Below are 18,240 nucleotides of genomic sequence, written 5' to 3'. Positions count from 1 at the left end.
AGAGCTAAACGAAATCTTCTTCTGTCAGCTCCATGTTGATGCCAATCGCCGCTTTGCTTCCGCCTGCTGCAGCAAAAATCAACTGGGAAGGCATTACGTAAGCTGCATCCCCGGCGGCATACACACCTGGAACCGAGCTTTTGCCCCACTCATTTGTGGCGATACCGCCAAACTCATTTACCTCGTAACCAAGCGAACCCTGAAAAGACGCCTTCGGTTTCCATTCCGGTGTAATGAATCCTCCCGTTCTCTCGATTCGCGTGCCATCCGCAAATTCCACCTGCCGCAATTTCCCCTCATGACCGATAAACATCGTTACTGCTTGTTCAACCACTTCGATGTTTCTGGATTTCAACAATTGTTTTTGATCGTTGTCCAGAACAGCATGCCCATTTGTACAAATCACAAGATCTTTACTCCAGGTATAGAGCAGCTTGGCCATATGAAACACTCCAGAGTTCTCGGAAACAACAATTAGCGGCTGATCTCGAAGCTCCCAACCATCGCAGTAGGGACAACTGAACAAACTTGTTCCATAACAATCACGTAAACCTGGAATATCCGGGAAAATCTCCCTAAGTCCCGTGGTGATCAGTAATTTGCGTGCTTCAATCTGTTTTCCGGTTGACGTCACGACGACGAACCTGTGATCATTCCGGTGAATCTCGGTTACCTCCCAAGGTAAAAGTTCAACGGAGGGATACCCCAGAACCTCCTCATATGCAATACGCCTAAACTCGGCTGGTGTCACACCGTCTCTTGTTATAAATCCATGAGAAGCATGTGTAACCGCATTTCGGGGCTGGCTGTTATCAAATAACGCAACACTGCGTCTGGCTCGCCCAAGTACCAGAGCCGCATTGAGTCCTGCCGGGCCTCCGCCGATAATAGCACAATCATAAGTCAAAAGAATCTCCCCTTTTTTGTTGATTTATTTGGAGGCAACAAGCTGCTGCAGGGCACCTTTCGACAATATGCCTATTTCTTTATATAGAGGCTGTCCATCTTTGAATATAATGGTTGTCGGTATGCTCATAATCTGAAATTGTGAAGAGGTTACCGGATTTTCGTCTACATTAACTTTAACGACTTTAATGGAATCATTTGCTTCCTTTTCAAACTCCTCTAATACAGGTGCAAACACTCTGCATGGACCGCACCAAGCAGCCCAAAAATTCACTACTGTTGTACCTTCCGTTTGCACCATCTCTTTAAAAGTAGAATCTTTCGCATGTTGAATAGCCATCGTGATCTTCCTTTCAATTAAATATACTATGGATATATAATATCTTTAATTTGTCATAAAATGGGTCTAGTAATCTTGTCCGGCGTTGTTGCCAGTAACCAATAAATAGAACATCACCTCAAACGCATAATCAGTTGCTTGTGAATTTTCATAGTACTCCTCCATTTCGAATTAAAGACTTCATGTATCTATGATAACTTTGTTTTGTATAAGATGCAAGTCAGTCTCATGAAAATTTAGCCATACCAAGGCCAGTTGCATTCTTTTGGCATGTGATCGAGCCAACAACAGCGGACAGGCTAGGGTCTTTTGCATCCTAGTCTGCCGCTGTTGCTCTTATCGGATCGGTATTAGTTTTCGTTAAAATTGATCGGCGCAATGCCTTCCGCTCGCCACACCGTGCCTCTTTTCTCGTACTCGAATAACTTTTCTACAGCATTTGCGATTTGGGGACCTAACTCACGATCAACCAAATACAAGGCCACATCAAGACCCGAAGTCACGCCTCCCCCGCTTACGAAGCGAGGACCATCTTCAACGACTCTTGCTTCAATCGGAATTGCACCGAGAGATCCTAACGCTTCCATGCCTATTTGATTGGTAACCGCATGTCTATCTTTCAACAAACCTCCCATCGCAGGCAGTAGTGTACCACCGCATACTGTAGCTACAATAACTTCCTCATTGTTAAAAGCTTGTTTCAATTTTTCCGACAAGCCTGTCTTCATGGCCTTCTTTAATATATTTGGAATGGCATCTTCCGAATTTCCCGCTGGCTTGCCCGAAGCCCCAGGCACCAAAATGATTCCCGGACGCTTTGGGTCTAATGCAGCTTGCGCTTCGAGAGCGGGCCCGTTCAGACCGCTCGGGACAGAACGCTTGCCTTCTGCGGAAACCAATTCCACAGTAACTGCTCCTTTTGAGTACATTCCCGCAGCAGCGAATACTTCGTATGGTGCTAATGCGTCCAGCAGATCGAAACCATCGAACAAGACGATTTGAACATGCATCCTTTTGTCTTTGAATGGATCATTATTTTCTTTTGAATTCGCACTTGCTGTAGAGGTAACTAGACATAGAACTAGTACAAACGACATGAGTACTCCTATAATTTTTTTCATCCTACACTGCCTTTCTGGATCGATTGATATTTCTGATAATGATGTTAGGAATGATCAACAGCAGCACAATAGAGCCGTAAACGCCAATTGTATAGCTGGTAGCGTAAATGAGACCAAATCCCTGATAAAAAAGGGAGGTGATGAGATGAATTGTCATGTTCGTAAAACAAAAGGCGTAACTTCGGATCATCCAGTTCCGGTGCCGAATGATACGTTTCTTTTTGATTTGTACAAGCGCCATAATGGTGATAAACAGCCATATTATATTAAGAGCATTGAACCCCATACTGCTTATTTTTCCTCCAGTAGCATAAGGAGCCATATATCCGGAAGTAATCACGACAAGAAGGACGGATACTAAATAAACGTAGCCGTTTATACGGTGGAGCTTGCGGCTTTTTTCAAAGACGCGGTTGGAGAAGTTCAGCAACCCCGTCGCCATGGCGATGCAGGCAAACGCAACATGAACGTGCATAACGTTTATCCAGACTGGAAGATTTAGTTCGCGCTTCAGGCCGATTTTATGGCTTAAAAACGCCTTGGCTCCAGGATCGATAATAAAATTGGCCACCAAAGCGTAAAGGATAAATAGAATACTGATGCAGGCCAAAAGTCCGTATGTTATTTTCCATTCCTTCATGCGATCCATCCCCTCATTTTTATGACCAATTCGCATTTATGGGTTAGGTAACACGCTTGCCTGTTAATTTGGATGCAGGCAGTATGCCGGCCCTGGCAAATCCAATCATGTCATCTCCACGCACGATAACTTCGAATTTTAGATTTAACCGCATAGGTTTCGTGACGCGCAGCGACCAGGTAAGCTTATTGTCCTGAAGTAAGGGGTTTATAAACTCGACCGTCTCATCCCCTTGTGTGGCCTGGCCTTGGATCAACCCATTCCTTATGGAAATGGAGAGCTTGACCTCCAGTTTCCCAACAGGCGTAGCAATTGTCGTATCCCAATCCCCGTCGAATTCAGATTCTCCGGGTAATTTGATTTCCGAGGTATCATAAATCATCCCCGTATTGTTCGTCGCGATGTTCGTTTCTTCGTCGGTCTCTGCCTTGTGAGAGCTAGGCGCCCTTCCTTCTTCCCGCCAGACCGTTCCTCTCCGTTCATATTCGAACAGCTGCTCTACCGCGTGCGCGATACGCGGTCCAAGCTCGCGTTCCACCAGATACAGCGCTACATCGAGTCCCGAAGTAACGCCGCCGCTAGTAACCAGATCGCCGCTATCCACTACGCGTGCCGGGACGGGAATGGCTCCGGTTGCTCCAAGTACATTCATGCCCAGATGATGCGTTACCGCCGGTCTGCCCTCCAAGAGCCCCCCCATGGCCAGTAACAGGGAACCGCCGCAAACCGTGGCAACGATGATGTCTTTTTGCCCGAGTGCTCGCTCAATCAATCCAGCCAATTCCGTATTCAATGCCCGAGACAGAATGGCTGGGGGCGAATTCGGCCCATCTCCTTCGACGTCACCCGACGCGCCAGGTACGAGAATGATNGGGCGGGGCGGGGATTGCCTCCGGTTCCTCAAATTCCATTCTGCCCAAGAGGTGGCGTTCCCGCCGGTCTGCCCTCCAAGCCCCCCCCCATGGCCAGTAACAGGGAACCGCCGCAAACCGTGGCAACGATGATGTCTTTTTGCCCGAGTGCTCGCTCAATCAATCCAGCCAATTCCGTATTCAATGCCCGAGACAGAATGGCTGGGGGCGAATTCGGCCCATCTCCTTCGACGTCACCCGACGCGCCAGGTACGAGAATGATGCCCGTACGTTCCGGGTTCAGTCTGCCGCTCGCTTCAATTTTTAACCCGTTGATGCCGCTGGTGACGATTCTCGGCCCTTCAGCGGTGACGAATTCTACGCTTAACGCGTTTTCAGCATACATTGCCGCGGCACAAAAAACCTCGTAAGGCGCAATGGCATCCAGAAGGTCAAAGCCATCAAAAAGCACGACTTGAACCGTTAACATCCACAAACCTCCTCATATTCAAAGTCAGTAGATTGATCCTCGAACCTGCGGATCGTATCAGGGAAAAATTATTTTGTCAGAAGATCCTTCAGCCTGTGATATTCCTTCTCGTCGATCTCACCACTAGCCATCCGGCCTTTTAGAATCAATGTGATGTCACGGTCTTTTTGATTGGAAACTCTGTAGCGATGATTAATCGCATAAATTCGAACTACCATAAAAGAAAAAAGTGTAAGACAAAATAGAGCACCGAATGGAAAAAATGAGAAACTTCCGTATTCCAAGTTTATGTCAACCTCCTTCATCCGTTTTTGCGTAGAACGGGCCCTAACTCGCGATATTTGCTGTCCGACTCGGCAAGAAGTATCGTAACAAACGAGTATCTCAAATGAAGTTGTATAAAGGTCACAAAACAATAAACAAATCATCACAAATTAGGTGGTTCTGTTTGTTGCATGGGGTTAAATGATAAACTAGTTTTCAAAGGTGGGATATCATGAGTGAAATCAGTACCATACTGGTTGTTGACGATGATCAAAGCATTGTCGAACTATTGAGCGACTTTTTAGAGTATGAAAATTTTCGCGTTATAACCGCTTGTGATTCTGTTCAAGCTTGGACTTTGTTTGAGCGGAATTCCATTCATTGTATTGTTCTTGACATCATGATGCCGGGGCAAAACGGGTTTGAGTTATGTCGCCGGATTCGTGAGAAGAGTAATGTTCCGATCCTTTTCTTGAGCGCACGCAGCGACGATGTAGACAAGATTCGTGGCTTGACGCTCGGCGGCGATGATTATATCGTAAAAACCGCTTCACCTGGCGAGATCGTAGCCAGGATAAAAGCTGTACTACGGCGTTCTGTTTCCCAACTGCAAATGAGTGAGAGAATCTTGGATTTTGGCCGCATCAAGCTAAATCTATCCACAAGAGAAGTATTCGTGGATGGGAAGAGTGTAGTGCTCACCCCGAGGGAATATGAATTATTGCGATTATTTGCCGAACACCCTAGGCATGTTTTTTCATATGAACAGATACTTTCGAAATTTTGGAATGGGGTAGGTGACAGGCATACGATTCGGGTGCACATCGGTCGACTTCGCGAAAAAATTGAATCCGATCCGAACCATCCTCAATACCTAGTCAACGTATGGGGAATAGGGTATCGCTTCGAGGGAGGTTAAGATGAGAACACTTCGTATTCGTTCGTTTACTATACTGCTTTTCTTTTTCTTAATGTTAGTGCCGTGGATCTTTTATGTGACAACACACTTCATAGAGACAAAAACGCTCAGCTTCGCAAAAAACGGAGCTCAAGCCGAGATTCTGCAAGGACAATGGATCGAGAAGATCGTACAGCTGATCGAAACCAATTCGGACAATTGGAGGGATCCGAATTGGCAAAACCAATTGCATCATGAGTTGCAACAAGCGAAAATGGAAGCGGCTATTCTATCTGCATCAGATCAAGAAATTTACCGTTCTAATCCGCAGAGCCATGGCATATTGCCTTCTACCGAACGGTTCTCCATTATAGAGGACGGTCATTTACTTGGAAAGGTCATTATTTATCTTCCGAAGTCAAATGCGGCTAAGTTCATTTCGATATTTACCGGGCTATTGTTAGCTTTTTTTATTGTCGGTGTTGAAATGCGAAGGTTTCTTCTTAAGCCTCTCGAAAAGATGAGCTTTGCAGCTAGAAAAATCGCTGCAGGAGATTGGGACGTAGAGTTGCCTAGATCCTATATCACCGAAATCTCTGAGGTACGCGATGCATTCGAAGTGATGGTGAATGGAATGCAAAAAGCTTTTCAAATACAAGCAGAATTGGAAGAAGAGCGCCGATTCGTCATTACAGCTGTCGCTCATGATTTGCGTACCCCGTTGTTCGCTTTACGAGGTTACTTGGATGGTCTGGAACAAGGCATTGCCCAATCCCCGGATAAAATAACCAAATATTTGGCCGTTTGTAAGGAAAAGTCGGCGCAATTGGACCGGTTGGTAGAGGACCTTTTCACATTTACAAAGATGGAGCATGTGCAGATGGATCTTCATAATCAGAAGATTGATTTTAAACTCATCATCCTGAAATCGATTGACAGTTTAAGTCCGCTAGCTCGCCAAAAGAACATCTCGATTTCGACCCATATTGAAGACGACTGCTTCATTAACGGTGATGTGCATTTATTGGAACGAGCGATGAACAATTTGTTGGATAATGCCGTCAGACACACACCCTCGTATGGTGAAATTGTTGTTCAATGTTATAAAGAAGGTAACAAAATAAAGTTTATGATCCGTGATACAGGCCCGGGCTTCTCCTCGGAAGAACTACATCGAGTTTTTGAACCTCTATATCGTGGTGAAGCATCTAGAAATCGTTCAACTGGAGGTAGCGGATTAGGCTTGACCATTTCACAAAGAATTGTAAGGCTACACGGAGGTGAACTTTCCGCAGGTAACCATTCGGAAGGTGGAGCGCTGCTAACAGGTTGGATATCCGTAGCTGCGCCATAGGTACGACTTGCATCGAAGAGATCATATTCGTAGCCAGTTTGGTTACAAGAGCCTTTATTAGTAGACGAAGTAATTGAATTTATTCCCGTAAACACCTGTCTACCGCCAGCCAGTGAAGTCTCAAAAGAACCAATAATTGTTTAAGTTACACTTGCACCGTTTGAATTCAATGTAGCTGTCTTTGAAGCAGAAGCGGTGGACATCAATGAAAACCCTTTTTTTATCAGTGACAACTAATTTAGCGGAAGCTCATTCTTATGCAATTTTCTTGAAAATCGCAGGATCAACTCAATCTTCAAGTGAAACACCAGGATGTTCTGAAACAACTTTTTTAACAGTTTCAACATACTGCTTGTAGTAAGCGTCCTTTTGATCCTGTGACAATTCAGTTGCGGGTGCTGCCCCTGCGTACCTGATGACCAGAAATGCAGTACACAGTACAACAGTAGATTTTACAAATTTTACTAAACTTCTTCATATTCTCGCATCCTCTCTATTGATCTTTACATCCTATAATATACTTTAATAGTTTAGTAGTTTTATGGAAAATATAAGGCTTATTAAACAGTGGAATTTGTCGCTCTTCTGTAGAAAAGATGAATGTACTTGAGGGGGGCATGTAAATACCACTTCGTTTTATCAGTGAGACAATCGGAGCCAGTGTTGTTTGGGAGAAGTCTAGGACAACAAATATTAATGCAGACTAATTTGTGCCCTGTTAAGATCATAAGCCTGTGGACGAAATGGATACCACAGGCTAATTTTTAAAAGTTTAAGTACTAATAAGAATTTGATCCTAAAAATTTCATGTATTTTGATTACCGGCTTATCAACTTATTTATGAAAAGTGCGTAGATTGAAAGTAATTAATTTCATTAGCTACCCGAAGCATTCATACTCACCTTTCCTTCCTTGCGCAAAGTTTTCACCGTAACTGTACTCAAAACTTCAGGAGGAGCAGCAAGCAACAACGCAGCTACCCACCGTTCCTTACCATTCCGCTTCAAAAGCTCATTTAAAAAGCGATCCTTGGCTGTCATATCATACCCTGCTCCCTTAGAGAAACATATCCTTCCGTTCCGATTACAACATGATCCAAAACATCGATACCAAGAATTTCACCGGCTTGTATTAGCCTTTCTGTCAGTCTAATATCTTCAACAGTTGGAGTAGGGTCACCCGAAGGATGATTATGAGTACAGATGAGAGATGCCGCACCTTTGATAATCGCAGGTTTAAAAACTTCACGAGGATGCACGATTGCCGAATTTAATGTACCGATAGAGATAACCTCTTTGGACAAAATACGGTTCTTTGTATTTAAAATAAGGATCATAAAGTGCTCCTTATCTAATCCGACTAAATCCGTAGCCACAGCCTGAAAAACATCGGCTGGTGTATGGATATAGTGATCTTTCTCCCCTTCCATCACTTTTCGTATCAGTTCAAGCAACTTCTCAGCCTGTTTGCGTCGTTTAGGTGGCAAAGCGCTCAACTGAGATTCCCTCACCATAAAATCTTCCATTTGTACTCCTTCCCGTTTATCCCGAGCCGCCTTACGGCGGTGTCGGAAATAAACACCGCCGTTTAACGCCGGGCGAGAGGCGAAATTATTTATAACTATCTCGAACCATAATTTACTCTGAGAACTAAAGATGCAATTAGACTTTTCTCGAATCGAAACGCTTCGTTTCTTTCAGCGTGCCATATTGAGACAACGCAGCTTCTTCCCAACCGAGCTTCTTAATGGAAGTAGCCGGAAGACTCAGGAACTCCCAAGCATTCTTTCCCTCTGCTGTAATCGCCACGGCTAATTCCTTTAAACCATCGGCTCCAAATTGCCAAGAAGTCGAAACACTGTATCCCCACAATTTATCTCCAGCTTGCAGTGGGCCATTATCATCCACATAAGCCTTCAAGTTCACTTTCATTTGCTTCAACGCCGCTTCCGTACGCTCGATTTCTAAGGCTAGTTCAATTGCTTTTTCTTCGGTCAATTTTTCAATTACTGCTGTCATTTTCAACACTCTCCTAATTTAATTTTCATAAAAATAAAGACCTACAAGCATTAAGAACCGCTTGTAAGTCTTCATCAGTTAAAATTCCTATTTCATGTTTTAGTCGTTCATAATGAACGCTACTCAATTTGGACGTTCTAACATAGGAAGGAAAGACCAACCCGGCTAACTTCCAATCGAGCAAGTTTATGTCCCAATGATTCCGCATATATGAACTTGTTATTGGAGCAATCAGTAAATCTTCATCCTGATTGTCCTCCATTAACACAACGACAGGTCGCTTCTTGGACTTGCTTACATCGTCACGATAAACAATTTCAGCAATCCAAACACTCCCACGTTTAAACGTCCTTGTAGAGTTCGTCATAAACATCGTCCTTGTCGTTCAGCCAGAAATTATACTCAGAGCCAACGACCCAAGCATCTCTAGGAATATCTTTTAATTTAGCATTTTCCGAATTTGTATCTTTGGATTTTGCCACTTGCTTCTCCTCCTTGTTCATGACGCCCCTCCTTCCGCTTAGTTTATTAAACTCATTGTAACCAAACGGAAGGGGAACATCAACGGATCAGTAATTATATATCTTACTTTCCGCACACTTGCAAAGAGTGCAAATTTAGAACTTCGTTTTACCGAATCAGCATTCTCCCTTTTTTAAATAACACTCCAGCACAAACGGACAATGCTTACAATGGCTGCCTGGTGTAGGTGGAAATAAAGAAGAAGCCATATCCGGGAATGATTCCAGACAAGACTTCTTCATTTCAATTTCTTCCGCCAAACCACGCGCCCATTCTCTAGCTTCATTGGCATCAGACTCGTTATATACAAACGATTCTGCTTTCCTGAAGCGTAGAAAGTACAATGTCCCCTTGACTTGCCGAAGTCCTCTTCTTTTCATAATTGCCCAAGCATACAATGCAAGCTGCCTTGTATCATTTGCTCGGTACAGTCGCCAATTCGATTTCCAATCCCAAAATCGTTCTTCTTCCAGAAGATCAATGTAGCCTTGAAATTGAATGCTATCTCCAAGTGGAAGTACAAAATGAACTTCCGTTTGTCCCCTGACTTCCGGAGCACGCTGCACCAATGAAGCAATCTCTTCATAAGTCACTTCGGGATGAAAATCTGATTCAATAATTGCCTCTATAATGGCTTCATGCTCAGATACTCCATTGATCTTTAGCTCAATCGCTTTATGAACTGCTTTTCCAAGAGCTAGTGGTTTGGTAACTGGCTCTTTTTTACCTAAAATGTACTTTTGGTAAAATCGATAAGGGCAAGTTTCATAAAGCGAGAGCCGGGAATAAGAGTACAGCATTAGAATGGCAAATCTTCATCAGAGATGTTCCATCCATCTCCGGCTGAATTGGTCCCTTTATTATTTGTCGAATTTTGACGATCGCCGGTTTGAGAAGTCCCGTTAGATGTGTTAGTAAGGAATTGAACATACTGTCCAACTACCTCCGTTACATATACACGGCGCCCTTCATTGTTCTCATAGTTGCGAACCTGAATTCGTCCTGTAACTGCAACCTGGTGGCCTTTCTTCACATAGTTAGCTACATTTTCAGCGACTGCCTTCCAGACCACAATAGGAATGAAGTCCGCTTCTCGTTCTCCATTTTGATTCGTAAAGGGACGATCTACAGCCAATGTGAATTGTGCCACTGCTACACCAGAAGGTGTATAACGTAACTCAGGGTCCTTTGTCAGTCTTCCGATTAATACTGCTTGGTTCAAGCTCATTTTTTATCCTCCGTCTTCATGCCTGCCCTTTCAGGCTCAGGACTTACAGATTTAAAATTGCAAACAAATCTTTCCGCGTCTTCCGTCCACCTAGGACGTACTGAACATGAATAAATTTGGAGCACATCGTCCAATAAGGGAGCTTCAATTTCTTTCTCGCGTTGTCGGATACGCTCAATGTACTTTTGATATTTAAAGTTCTTTATCCCGATGATCAGCCAGAGATAAGCACCTTGCCGTTCTGTTTCCAGAAACTCATTCCACTGCTCCCAAAGAAGATCCATAGAACGCATGTAATAGGCAAAATCTCTTTCTCTCATCAGCTTCCAATTAGGCTCTTTGCCTCCTGTGTGTTGCCTCAATAACTTTCGTTGATTTCGGCTGAGTCGTTCAGCTGGATGCACAATTTTCCGCTTACGATATCTCTGCCGCACCTGTTCTTCCGGAACTCCCTCCAAAAGAGAAATAAAGCGAAGCACTCCCCCACTCTCCCCACAAAACCAGCATTTGAACACCTGGTCTTTGGTGTTAAGAGAAAGGTAGTATCTTCGCTTTTTTCCCGGTTTAGAATCCTCATGGCAAAATGGACATTTACAGAGAACTTCCTCCCTCGATTGTGAGGAAGGCTTAATAATGAGTCCGTTCTGGTCTGCAACGTCCAGAATGTCAGGAAGCATGGTCGATCACTGCCCTTAATTGTTCTTCTTGGCTGGGAGGAAGTTGTATCTGTTCCCACTCCGACGAAAGAACAATTTTGCGCGTAACCGTGTGAATCTGTTTTTTAGGCTCCCACCACTGCCAACGCTCGTAAACTTCCGCAGCCATTTGAACATGCTTGCATTGCTTGTGTCCGAAATGACATGCAGGGCAGTCATGCGTAATAATCAAATCGTTGTAATGAGGCTCCACTTTCACGAGATACACACCATTTTGCTTACTGGATGGGAACGCACAGATTAGTGCCTTCCCATCCGTAAAGGTTGTCAGACTCATGCAGCTTCACCCACTAACTGAATCGATTTCACAATTTTGAATCCATTGCTCATTTCAAAATCAAGTTTAAATTGCATGTTATTTGAAATCGCATTGACCTGATCAAGCGTTTCAGCTGTATTGGCAAGCACAATGGATTCTTCACCCGTCCCTACATTGACTACTTTCAACTTGGCGAATGTTACTCCGCCCGGAGAGGTTCCTGTTGCCATATCCAGCATCTTGTATACTTCTCCCGAGTTCTTTGGATTCGAGTTTGAAGGCTTTCCACCCGAATTGTTTTTCTTACCTTTACTTTCAGTAGTCTTAGGATCAGAACTGGATGCAGTGCTATCAGAAGACAACTTTTTCGGAACTTGATTATTCGTTTGAGCAAGCTCACCCACTTCAATCCGTTCTGCACCTTCAATGGTTTCAATCTCACTTTCGTCCATCATTCCAAGGCCGGATAGTGACAGCGTTACCCGACGCTTCGCTTTTGTTTCGGCTTTCATAATGGCATTGGCAAGTTCATCTGCTGTCAACGGGAGAATCTTTCCTGTAGGGACTTTGCATCTACGCATCTCGTCCCAGATCTTCTCCTCTTTCATTAAGGAAACAGCACCTATGGATTCATCAGCACGACCGTCTTGAGTCGTTCCACGAGCTGTCACACAGTAAACATCACCAATGCGTTCACGGCTGGTTATTGTGATACTGATTTTGTGAATTTTACGAAGCTGATCCGTAGCATCGCGCTTAGCATAAAGCACTAACTTTCCATCCAGTTTCAGATAATCAAACGGCTTGGTGAGGGGATTAAGTCCAACGCTCTCACAAACTTTCGTGTAGTAGATCAAACGTTCCTCAGGTTTCAATGAAGAAAGATCACCTTGAACTACTACCTTTTCCATAATCGACAAGTCCATTTTTTAACCTCCACCCGTCAATTGACGCCTGTGCTGTTTTTATACCCGCACAGAAAGGTAAAATAAAAAAACGTCCTTCCTCTATCAGGAACAACGTTTATTCACCATTTTTACTGTTACTTGCTTCAATCCACATGGGTATTTTAAGGAACACGACAGTGTCATGAAGTTGATTTGCTGAAAGGGATGTCCTAACATACCGCCCCTCCTGCCGTTCATTTGCTTTTGGTAATTTCCCCGCTTACTCCATATGCTATTGGAAGATGGGGAGGGAATCCTTTCTGATTTTTAATCAAACGTATAGGTCTTCACAAGTTCATCCAGATCACTCCAGATTTGCTGGAGCCTCACTTTGAGCATTCCGTCTGTTTCGACACAGGCATCATCCAATAACGATAGAGTCTCTTCAAGCATCCCTTTAACTCGGTCAAAGGCTTCTGCTTCAGCCTGAATAAGACTTTGCTCTAAAGAGCTATGCTCATTTCTGGATTTCTCCCACATTAGCTTGAGCTTAGTCCACTCGCTCTCATTGGGAAGAACCAGCTTTTGACGTGAAACTAATGAATCTTGACGCTTGTCCTTTTTGAACCAGTGTTTAAACATGCTTCGATCCACCCTTTCATTTTTTGGAAAATAAAAAAAGCCGATCTCTGCACGGACGAATCCATGCAAAAATCGGCTTTAATTCACATTATCAGTACATTAAATTACACATGCGCGTGCTGTTTGACCTTTATCAGAGCCTTTCGGTACTCTTCTTCCCTTGTTCTCGGCGCTGGAGATTTCGGGCTATTGCTTTATCCTACTTTATCCTCAGCTCAACGGCTTGTAGGGGAGGTATTGCAATCTTACCTATTCAGGTGGCTCTTGTCTCCGGCAATGGGGAGTTTAGAGGTAAAAATAATTACAGGAATATTATAGCATTTGACTAATATCAATGCAACATATGTTCTTATCCATCAAATAAATTAGGAATCAGATTTATCCATATTCTTCTCAAACAAGTTAAACTTATAGTAACTACCTTTGCTTATTAGGATAGCCTTTTCGATTGGATATATGGAACTGTCAAAACTTTTTAATAATGAATTCTTTTGTTTTTCAGATAAATTTTCTATGAAAAAAGGATCGAAGAAAATATTTTCTGTATATTGGATTAATAAGAAATTTAAATATTTTAATAAGTCTTCATTTTTTAGTTTCTCTAGTTGGTCAAAATAATTTTTATATGTCCCATCGTTATTCAAATGATACGATAATAAAATATTTGTTCCCCCACTTGTCGGATATACATTGACATAAATTGATGGCATATGCTCGTAACCAACACTATAAATATCATTCATTATGTTACCTTCTAAGTCATATTCAACAGCAAATGATGAACATGCTGCAAAGGATACCTCAAAATCTAATTTTCGATATAAGGTTCTAAAGTTGTCAAAATTCGCATTAGAATAATCTTTCTTAAACACTTCATAATCAACGGAACAATCTCTAACATCAAGTTGAGCGACTCTATATACATAAATATGTTCTTTTTCTAACATCGTAAACGGAAACTCGATAAAAATATTTTTTTGTGAATTAAGCTTTCTTAGTTTTTTATGATGTTCAATAGCATGAGCACGAAATGCAAACAAAAAGTTTTGTATTGACTCTCCAATATACTCTTTTTTTTCGATTGGTCTGAAGAGCTCTGTGTCATGAATATTACAAAACCCAAAAAATGTGCTGGCTTTATTTCTACTGATTTTATTAAGATAGGAAACTGGGCCCTCTTTAGTCCCTGTTGAACTTATAGTGTATAAATGCCCATCTTTGCTAATTCTATTAAGAATTCTATTATTCTGGATTGAATGAGCGCTTTTAATTAAGTCATCACACTCTTCTTTATTGAAGGCGAAACAAGTATGGAAATCTGTCTTTTCCCAAAATTGCTTGACGAAATTATGTATCCGACCATCTGAATAACTTAAATCAATAATCCTTTTTGGCTTACTAGCTTTTGCTTTTTTATAACAACAAAATTTAAATTTAGCACCTGAGTCACACGGACAGGGTTCGTAAGGATTTAACTCAAAAAGATCAATTCTACTTTTAGTCAATATCATAAAATTCACCTGTAATGATAGTTTGAGCTTGAATGAATCCAATATTCGGCATTCAAGAAGGTATTTCCTCCCTTTGTGTCGAACTTTCGACCTAAAAAAGGAGGGGATAATATGCCTAACAAATATGTTCTTCCATATGAACATGGGTTCGCAACCAAAGTAAAAAAAACGAAGAAAAAATCCATTGTCGCTGCTAGAGATATTGCAAGAAGTCAAGGCTCCGAGCTTATCATCCACGATAAAGACGGTAAGTTTCGATCTATAGATAGCCAGAAGAGGCCCTTTCCCTAAGAGGCTAGTTACTAAAAAAGGCGAGACGGACACACAAATCAGCACCCGGTCCCGCCCCTATTTATAAACGCCTTATAAATCCAATTTTTTATCCTGCCACTCCACTCTGTACCAAAGATTCATCTAGTGAACTTGTTCTTAATGAGTTACTCGCCTCACGGATTCGTTTTTCAATTTGCCGAGCAATACCAAAATGATCTTTTAAAAATTGTTTTGCATTATCTCTTCCTTGGCCAATTTTTTCTTCGCCAAACGAATACCATGATCCATTCTTATCGATAACACCCATTTCAACCCCAAGGTCAATAATACTGCCTTCTTTTGAGATTCCTTCTCCAAACATCATATCGACCTCAACTTGTTTAAACGGTGGAGCAACTTTATTTTTAACAACTTTGATCCGTGTTCGATTCCCTGTTGCTTCAGTTCCTGCCTTAAGAATCTCCACGCGTCGAACATCCAGACGTATTGTTGAATAGAACTTTAAAGCTCTACCACCAGGAGTCACTTCCGGACTTCCAAAGGATACGCCGACTTTCTCCCGGAGTTGATTAATAAAAATAGCGATCGTCTTGGATTTACTAAGCGAACCGGATAATTTTCGCATCGCTTGAGACATGAGTCGGGCTTGAAGTCCTACATGAGAATCCCCCATCTCTCCCTCGATCTCTGCTTTAGGAACAAGGGCCGCTACGGAATCAACAACCAAAATTTCTACCGCTCCGGTTCGTACCAAGGCATCTGCAATTTCAAGCGCCTGTTCACCGGTATCGGGCTGAGACAGCAGCAACTCGTCGATATTAACGCCCAGATTTTTAGCATATGTAGGATCCAGTGCATGTTCGGCGTCAATGAAAGCAGCTTGTCCTCCTAACTTCTGTACTTCAGCAATCGCGTGTAGTGCCACTGTTGTTTTACCGGAGGATTCTGGACCATAAACCTCAATAATTCGTCCTCTTGGAAAACCTCCTACACCTAAAGCTATATCAAGAGCAAGATTGCCGCTCGAAACGGTTTCAACTTGGACATGAGCTGCCTCCCCTAATTTCATGACAGCCCCTTTCCCATAAGACTTCTCAATTTCCTTCATAGCCTTTTCTAGTGCCGCTTGTCTGTTTTCTTGGTTGTCCATAGTCCAAAACTCCTCCCTACAATACGAATGTATGTTCCTTTTTATAGGAAATTTACCACACATATGTTCGTATTTCAATAGGAAAGGAGATTTTTCCCAAGACATTTACTTAATTACCCATTCTCCCTTGATCTGCCTGTAGAAACGATATTCTTGTTTCAGGTCAGCGTCCAGTAGTAACTTCGCTTCCTTCAAAAGTTCATTCAACGGCCTAACTGCTTCAAGAGATTCTGATATTGCGATAATGGGATACGACGAGTGCCGTAATGATGCATGCAAGTGACTGGTATCACCACGGATCACCAATACATTTCTGGATTCAGATCCAATCTCAACTCTCCCCGTAAAGGGATAAGGAGCGGCATGAATTTGAAACGCTTTTTGTTTATCCCGCATGGCACAGCAAAACTGAAAAAACACTAAATGGGACAAAATCTGTTCCATTGTCCATGTTCTCCAGAACTCATGTGACCATTCCAGGTTGAGTAATTGCGCAGCTCGCGGGCCAATCGTATAGATGGGTATCGTGTTCTTGTTCTTGAGAAGCAGGTGCTGAATTAGCTTCTTCTCAGCTAACATGCGCCGGACTTGATGTCGTTTCCACTGGAATAAACGCTCCATCTGAACACTTCCCATACAGCCGATTAAACCAAGCGATCTGAGCCCATCTGCTTCGGTAGCAGCTCGTAATGGAGCATATCCCGGTACAAGCTCCTCCGAAAATGAAGCAGGTTTAAACGTCCATTCATGTGTAATTGAGAATGGTGATGTTTTCATACAAAGCTCCTTTCTAAAACCGAAGTAAGGAAAGAGGCGAAAGAGGCGAGAATCGCCCCTTTCACTTTTTTGGAATAATCCGTCCATAAATCCGTTCTTGCCTAGGGTCAACCCCGCGGACCCGAATATAGACTGTATCGCCCCGCTTCACTTTTCCGAACCGGATATGGGGAACCAGAGCATCGACTCCGCGCTCAAGATTAACGAAAATGCCATATTCCATTACACCGGATACCTTACCTTTGTAGGTTCCTTTGGATACATATCGTTTTGCGCAATCCGGCCATGGGCTTTTCTCTGTTGCCTTCTTGCTAACCTTCACGATTTTATTTTCTTTATCCAGTTCTACAACCTTCACTTTGAGGTGATCCCCGGCACTTACTTCTTCACGAAGATCATCTACCCATCCATAACCATACTCCTGAACCGGCAGCTCCGTTGTAATACCGCCAATATCCAGCATCAACACCTTAGGAGTAACATTACGTACTACCGCTGTAATTACCGCATCTTGCTCCAGCCATTTCCACGTCAAACCTTCCATATGTTCCAGGGCTGCTTGACGGGATGCGATGAAGGTATCTCCATCACGATCATAGCTCAGGATTTTAAAGGCAACTGGTTCTCCAAGTAAACGCCGAAATTCATGGGCATCCTTCGTACCAGAGAAATCCTGTGGGATATATCCTCTGACTCCACCGACTAATACCACGCCACACAGCTTGTTTAGCTTTGGCTCAAGACCAATTAGTTCAGCTTGCAATACAAGATCATTCTGCCGGGCACTATAAATCTGCGCCCAGCCTTCATCATAGCTGCTCTGCTCCAACTTCTCCTCGTTATAACCTTCAATCAGCACTTTCTTTAACTCTTCACTCATGTTCATTAACCTCCATAAATTTGTTTTTTGATATTTGAAAAACCTCAGCACAATTAGCGCTGAGGTTCTTACTCAAATGGATCTTCTTCTGTTTTTGTCGTTGTGTAATCGAAATCATCTTCGTCTACATGTGGTTCGTCTTGGATAGGATCGGATATAAATTTCAAACGTGAAGTAAATGTTTCTTGATTAGGCTGCACATCTAATGCCACATTGCCCTGTTCAAGTTTAGCGCCTCCGCTCTTGATTACGGCACCAAATCCTCTCCACCATCGCCGCTTTACTTCCCATTCCCGCCGCTCTTTCCAGTCCCTCGGAACAAATGAACCTTTGCCTATTTTCGGCGGTAAAGGTGTGCCATCGTCCAGAAGCTTCGCCACGTAATGGAATTTGGGTAGTCCATCCATCATCTGCGTGTAAAAAATACGGTCTTCTTCCTTTTCCGTGTCCCGGTAGTTCTCCGGCAAAAAGTTAGGGAGTAATAATTGCTGTTTAAATGTGCTTTGACGCATT

Annotated in this window: 24 protein-coding genes and 2 pseudogenes; 3 read left to right on the top strand and 23 right to left on the bottom strand. The window is 42.9% G+C overall.

What is annotated here, in order from left to right:
* Window positions 1-4 precede the first annotated feature (4 nt).
* From BN1360_RS11475 to BN1360_RS11445, 7 genes and pseudogenes are all read right to left on the bottom strand, one after another.
* Window positions 5-907: an NAD(P)/FAD-dependent oxidoreductase gene (locus tag BN1360_RS11475; RefSeq protein ID WP_068779967.1), complete on the bottom strand. Its 903-nt coding sequence runs from the start codon at window positions 905-907 to the stop codon at window positions 5-7.
* 24 nt (window positions 908-931) lie between these two features.
* Window positions 932-1,246, bottom strand: a complete 315-nt coding sequence (gene trxA, locus BN1360_RS11470; RefSeq protein ID WP_068779966.1) for a thioredoxin — start codon at window positions 1,244-1,246, stop codon at window positions 932-934.
* A gap of 350 nt (window positions 1,247-1,596) precedes the next feature.
* Entirely contained in the window at window positions 1,597-2,343 is a 747-nt protein-coding gene (locus BN1360_RS11465; RefSeq protein WP_229520990.1) for a DJ-1/PfpI family protein, read from the bottom strand.
* Window positions 2,344-2,368: 25 nt separating this feature from the next.
* Window positions 2,369-3,007, bottom strand: a complete 639-nt coding sequence (locus BN1360_RS11460) for a DUF2306 domain-containing protein (RefSeq protein WP_068779964.1) — start codon at window positions 3,005-3,007, stop codon at window positions 2,369-2,371.
* Window positions 3,008-3,050: 43 nt separating this feature from the next.
* A pseudogene (locus BN1360_RS11455) lies at window positions 3,051-3,878 on the bottom strand (DJ-1/PfpI family protein); the annotation flags it as partial.
* 269 nt (window positions 3,879-4,147) lie between these two features.
* Window positions 4,148-4,348 (bottom strand): annotated as a pseudogene (locus BN1360_RS26395) (DJ-1/PfpI family protein); the annotation flags it as partial.
* Between the two features lie 68 nt (window positions 4,349-4,416).
* Window positions 4,417-4,566: an SHOCT domain-containing protein gene (locus BN1360_RS11445; RefSeq protein ID WP_229520988.1), complete on the bottom strand. Its 150-nt coding sequence runs from the start codon at window positions 4,564-4,566 to the stop codon at window positions 4,417-4,419.
* A 278-nt stretch (window positions 4,567-4,844) separates the two neighbouring features.
* Here BN1360_RS11445 and BN1360_RS11440 point away from each other — a divergent pair, with 278 nt between their 5' ends.
* Both BN1360_RS11440 and BN1360_RS11435 read left to right on the top strand, forming a co-directional pair.
* Window positions 4,845-5,531 (top strand): response regulator transcription factor, encoded by a 687-nt coding sequence (locus tag BN1360_RS11440; RefSeq protein ID WP_068779963.1) that lies wholly within the window; start codon window positions 4,845-4,847, stop codon window positions 5,529-5,531.
* A 1-nt stretch (window position 5,532) separates the two neighbouring features.
* On the top strand, window positions 5,533-6,864 hold the full coding sequence (locus tag BN1360_RS11435) for a sensor histidine kinase (protein WP_068779962.1): 1,332 nt from the start codon (window positions 5,533-5,535) through the stop codon (window positions 6,862-6,864).
* An 875-nt stretch (window positions 6,865-7,739) separates the two neighbouring features.
* Here BN1360_RS11435 and BN1360_RS11430 read toward each other — a convergent pair.
* From BN1360_RS11430 to BN1360_RS11375, 12 genes are all read right to left on the bottom strand, one after another.
* Window positions 7,740-7,904: a hypothetical protein gene (locus tag BN1360_RS11430; protein ID WP_157259346.1), complete on the bottom strand. Its 165-nt coding sequence runs from the start codon at window positions 7,902-7,904 to the stop codon at window positions 7,740-7,742.
* The gene (locus tag BN1360_RS11425) at window positions 7,901-8,389 is read right to left on the bottom strand and encodes a JAB domain-containing protein (protein WP_068779961.1); all 489 of its coding nucleotides are present in this window, start codon (window positions 8,387-8,389) and stop codon (window positions 7,901-7,903) included. The genes BN1360_RS11430 and BN1360_RS11425 overlap by 4 nt, the downstream gene beginning before the upstream one ends.
* Window positions 8,390-8,525: 136 nt before the next feature.
* Window positions 8,526-8,882, bottom strand: a complete 357-nt coding sequence (locus tag BN1360_RS11420) for a hypothetical protein (protein ID WP_229520987.1) — start codon at window positions 8,880-8,882, stop codon at window positions 8,526-8,528.
* Between the two features lie 25 nt (window positions 8,883-8,907).
* Window positions 8,908-9,249: a type II toxin-antitoxin system PemK/MazF family toxin gene (locus BN1360_RS26390; protein ID WP_157273511.1), complete on the bottom strand. Its 342-nt coding sequence runs from the start codon at window positions 9,247-9,249 to the stop codon at window positions 8,908-8,910.
* Window positions 9,224-9,385, bottom strand: coding sequence for a hypothetical protein (locus BN1360_RS11410; protein ID WP_157259345.1), 162 nt, complete (start codon window positions 9,383-9,385; stop codon window positions 9,224-9,226). The genes BN1360_RS26390 and BN1360_RS11410 overlap by 26 nt, the downstream gene beginning before the upstream one ends.
* 135 nt (window positions 9,386-9,520) lie before the next feature.
* Entirely contained in the window at window positions 9,521-10,204 is a 684-nt protein-coding gene (locus tag BN1360_RS11405) for a PD-(D/E)XK nuclease family protein (RefSeq protein ID WP_068779959.1), read from the bottom strand.
* Window positions 10,204-10,632, bottom strand: a complete 429-nt coding sequence (gene ssb / locus BN1360_RS11400) for a single-stranded DNA-binding protein (protein ID WP_036715197.1) — start codon at window positions 10,630-10,632, stop codon at window positions 10,204-10,206. Before ssb ends, BN1360_RS11405 begins: the two co-directional genes overlap by 1 nt.
* Complete coding sequence (locus tag BN1360_RS11395) at window positions 10,629-11,111, bottom strand: hypothetical protein (protein WP_229520986.1); 483 nt, start codon at window positions 11,109-11,111, stop codon at window positions 10,629-10,631. Before BN1360_RS11395 ends, ssb begins: the two co-directional genes overlap by 4 nt.
* 187 nt (window positions 11,112-11,298) lie before the next feature.
* Window positions 11,299-11,625 (bottom strand): hypothetical protein, encoded by a 327-nt coding sequence (locus tag BN1360_RS11390; RefSeq protein WP_020816499.1) that lies wholly within the window; start codon window positions 11,623-11,625, stop codon window positions 11,299-11,301.
* Window positions 11,622-12,533, bottom strand: a complete 912-nt coding sequence (locus BN1360_RS11385) for a hypothetical protein (protein ID WP_068779957.1) — start codon at window positions 12,531-12,533, stop codon at window positions 11,622-11,624. Before BN1360_RS11385 ends, BN1360_RS11390 begins: the two co-directional genes overlap by 4 nt.
* Window positions 12,534-12,821: 288 nt before the next feature.
* Window positions 12,822-13,136, bottom strand: a complete 315-nt coding sequence (locus tag BN1360_RS11380; protein WP_068779956.1) for a hypothetical protein — start codon at window positions 13,134-13,136, stop codon at window positions 12,822-12,824.
* 365 nt (window positions 13,137-13,501) lie between these two features.
* Complete coding sequence (locus tag BN1360_RS11375; RefSeq protein WP_068780026.1) at window positions 13,502-14,647, bottom strand: SEC-C domain-containing protein; 1,146 nt, start codon at window positions 14,645-14,647, stop codon at window positions 13,502-13,504.
* 111 nt (window positions 14,648-14,758) lie between these two features.
* Between BN1360_RS11375 and BN1360_RS11370 the strand changes: the two genes are divergently transcribed.
* The gene (locus tag BN1360_RS11370; protein WP_068779955.1) at window positions 14,759-14,938 is read left to right on the top strand and encodes a DUF2188 domain-containing protein; all 180 of its coding nucleotides are present in this window, start codon (window positions 14,759-14,761) and stop codon (window positions 14,936-14,938) included.
* 88 nt (window positions 14,939-15,026) lie between these two features.
* Here the strand turns inward: BN1360_RS11370 and recA are convergent, their stop codons facing one another.
* The 4 genes from recA to BN1360_RS11350 all read right to left on the bottom strand — a co-directional run bounded on the left by recA (window position 15,027) and on the right by BN1360_RS11350 (window position 18,239).
* A complete protein-coding gene (recA, locus tag BN1360_RS11365; protein WP_068779954.1) occupies window positions 15,027-16,070 on the bottom strand; it encodes a recombinase RecA in 1,044 nt (347 codons plus the stop codon).
* A gap of 105 nt (window positions 16,071-16,175) precedes the next feature.
* Window positions 16,176-16,847, bottom strand: coding sequence for a hypothetical protein (locus BN1360_RS11360; protein WP_068779953.1), 672 nt, complete (start codon window positions 16,845-16,847; stop codon window positions 16,176-16,178).
* A gap of 61 nt (window positions 16,848-16,908) precedes the next feature.
* Complete coding sequence (locus BN1360_RS11355; protein ID WP_229520984.1) at window positions 16,909-17,727, bottom strand: S1 RNA-binding domain-containing protein; 819 nt, start codon at window positions 17,725-17,727, stop codon at window positions 16,909-16,911.
* 68 nt (window positions 17,728-17,795) lie between these two features.
* Window positions 17,796-18,239 carry a hypothetical protein gene (locus BN1360_RS11350; RefSeq protein ID WP_068779951.1) on the bottom strand — a complete coding sequence of 148 codons (444 nt, stop codon included), beginning with the start codon at window positions 18,237-18,239 and terminating at the stop codon, window positions 17,796-17,798.
* Window position 18,240 lies beyond the last annotated feature (1 nt).

It is taken from the genome of Paenibacillus sp. GM2 (assembly GCF_900069005.2).
Lineage (GTDB): Bacteria > Bacillota > Bacilli > Paenibacillales > Paenibacillaceae > Fontibacillus.
The sequence above is the reverse complement of the archived record's forward strand: the minus strand, read 5'-3'. Positions and strand labels throughout refer to the sequence as shown.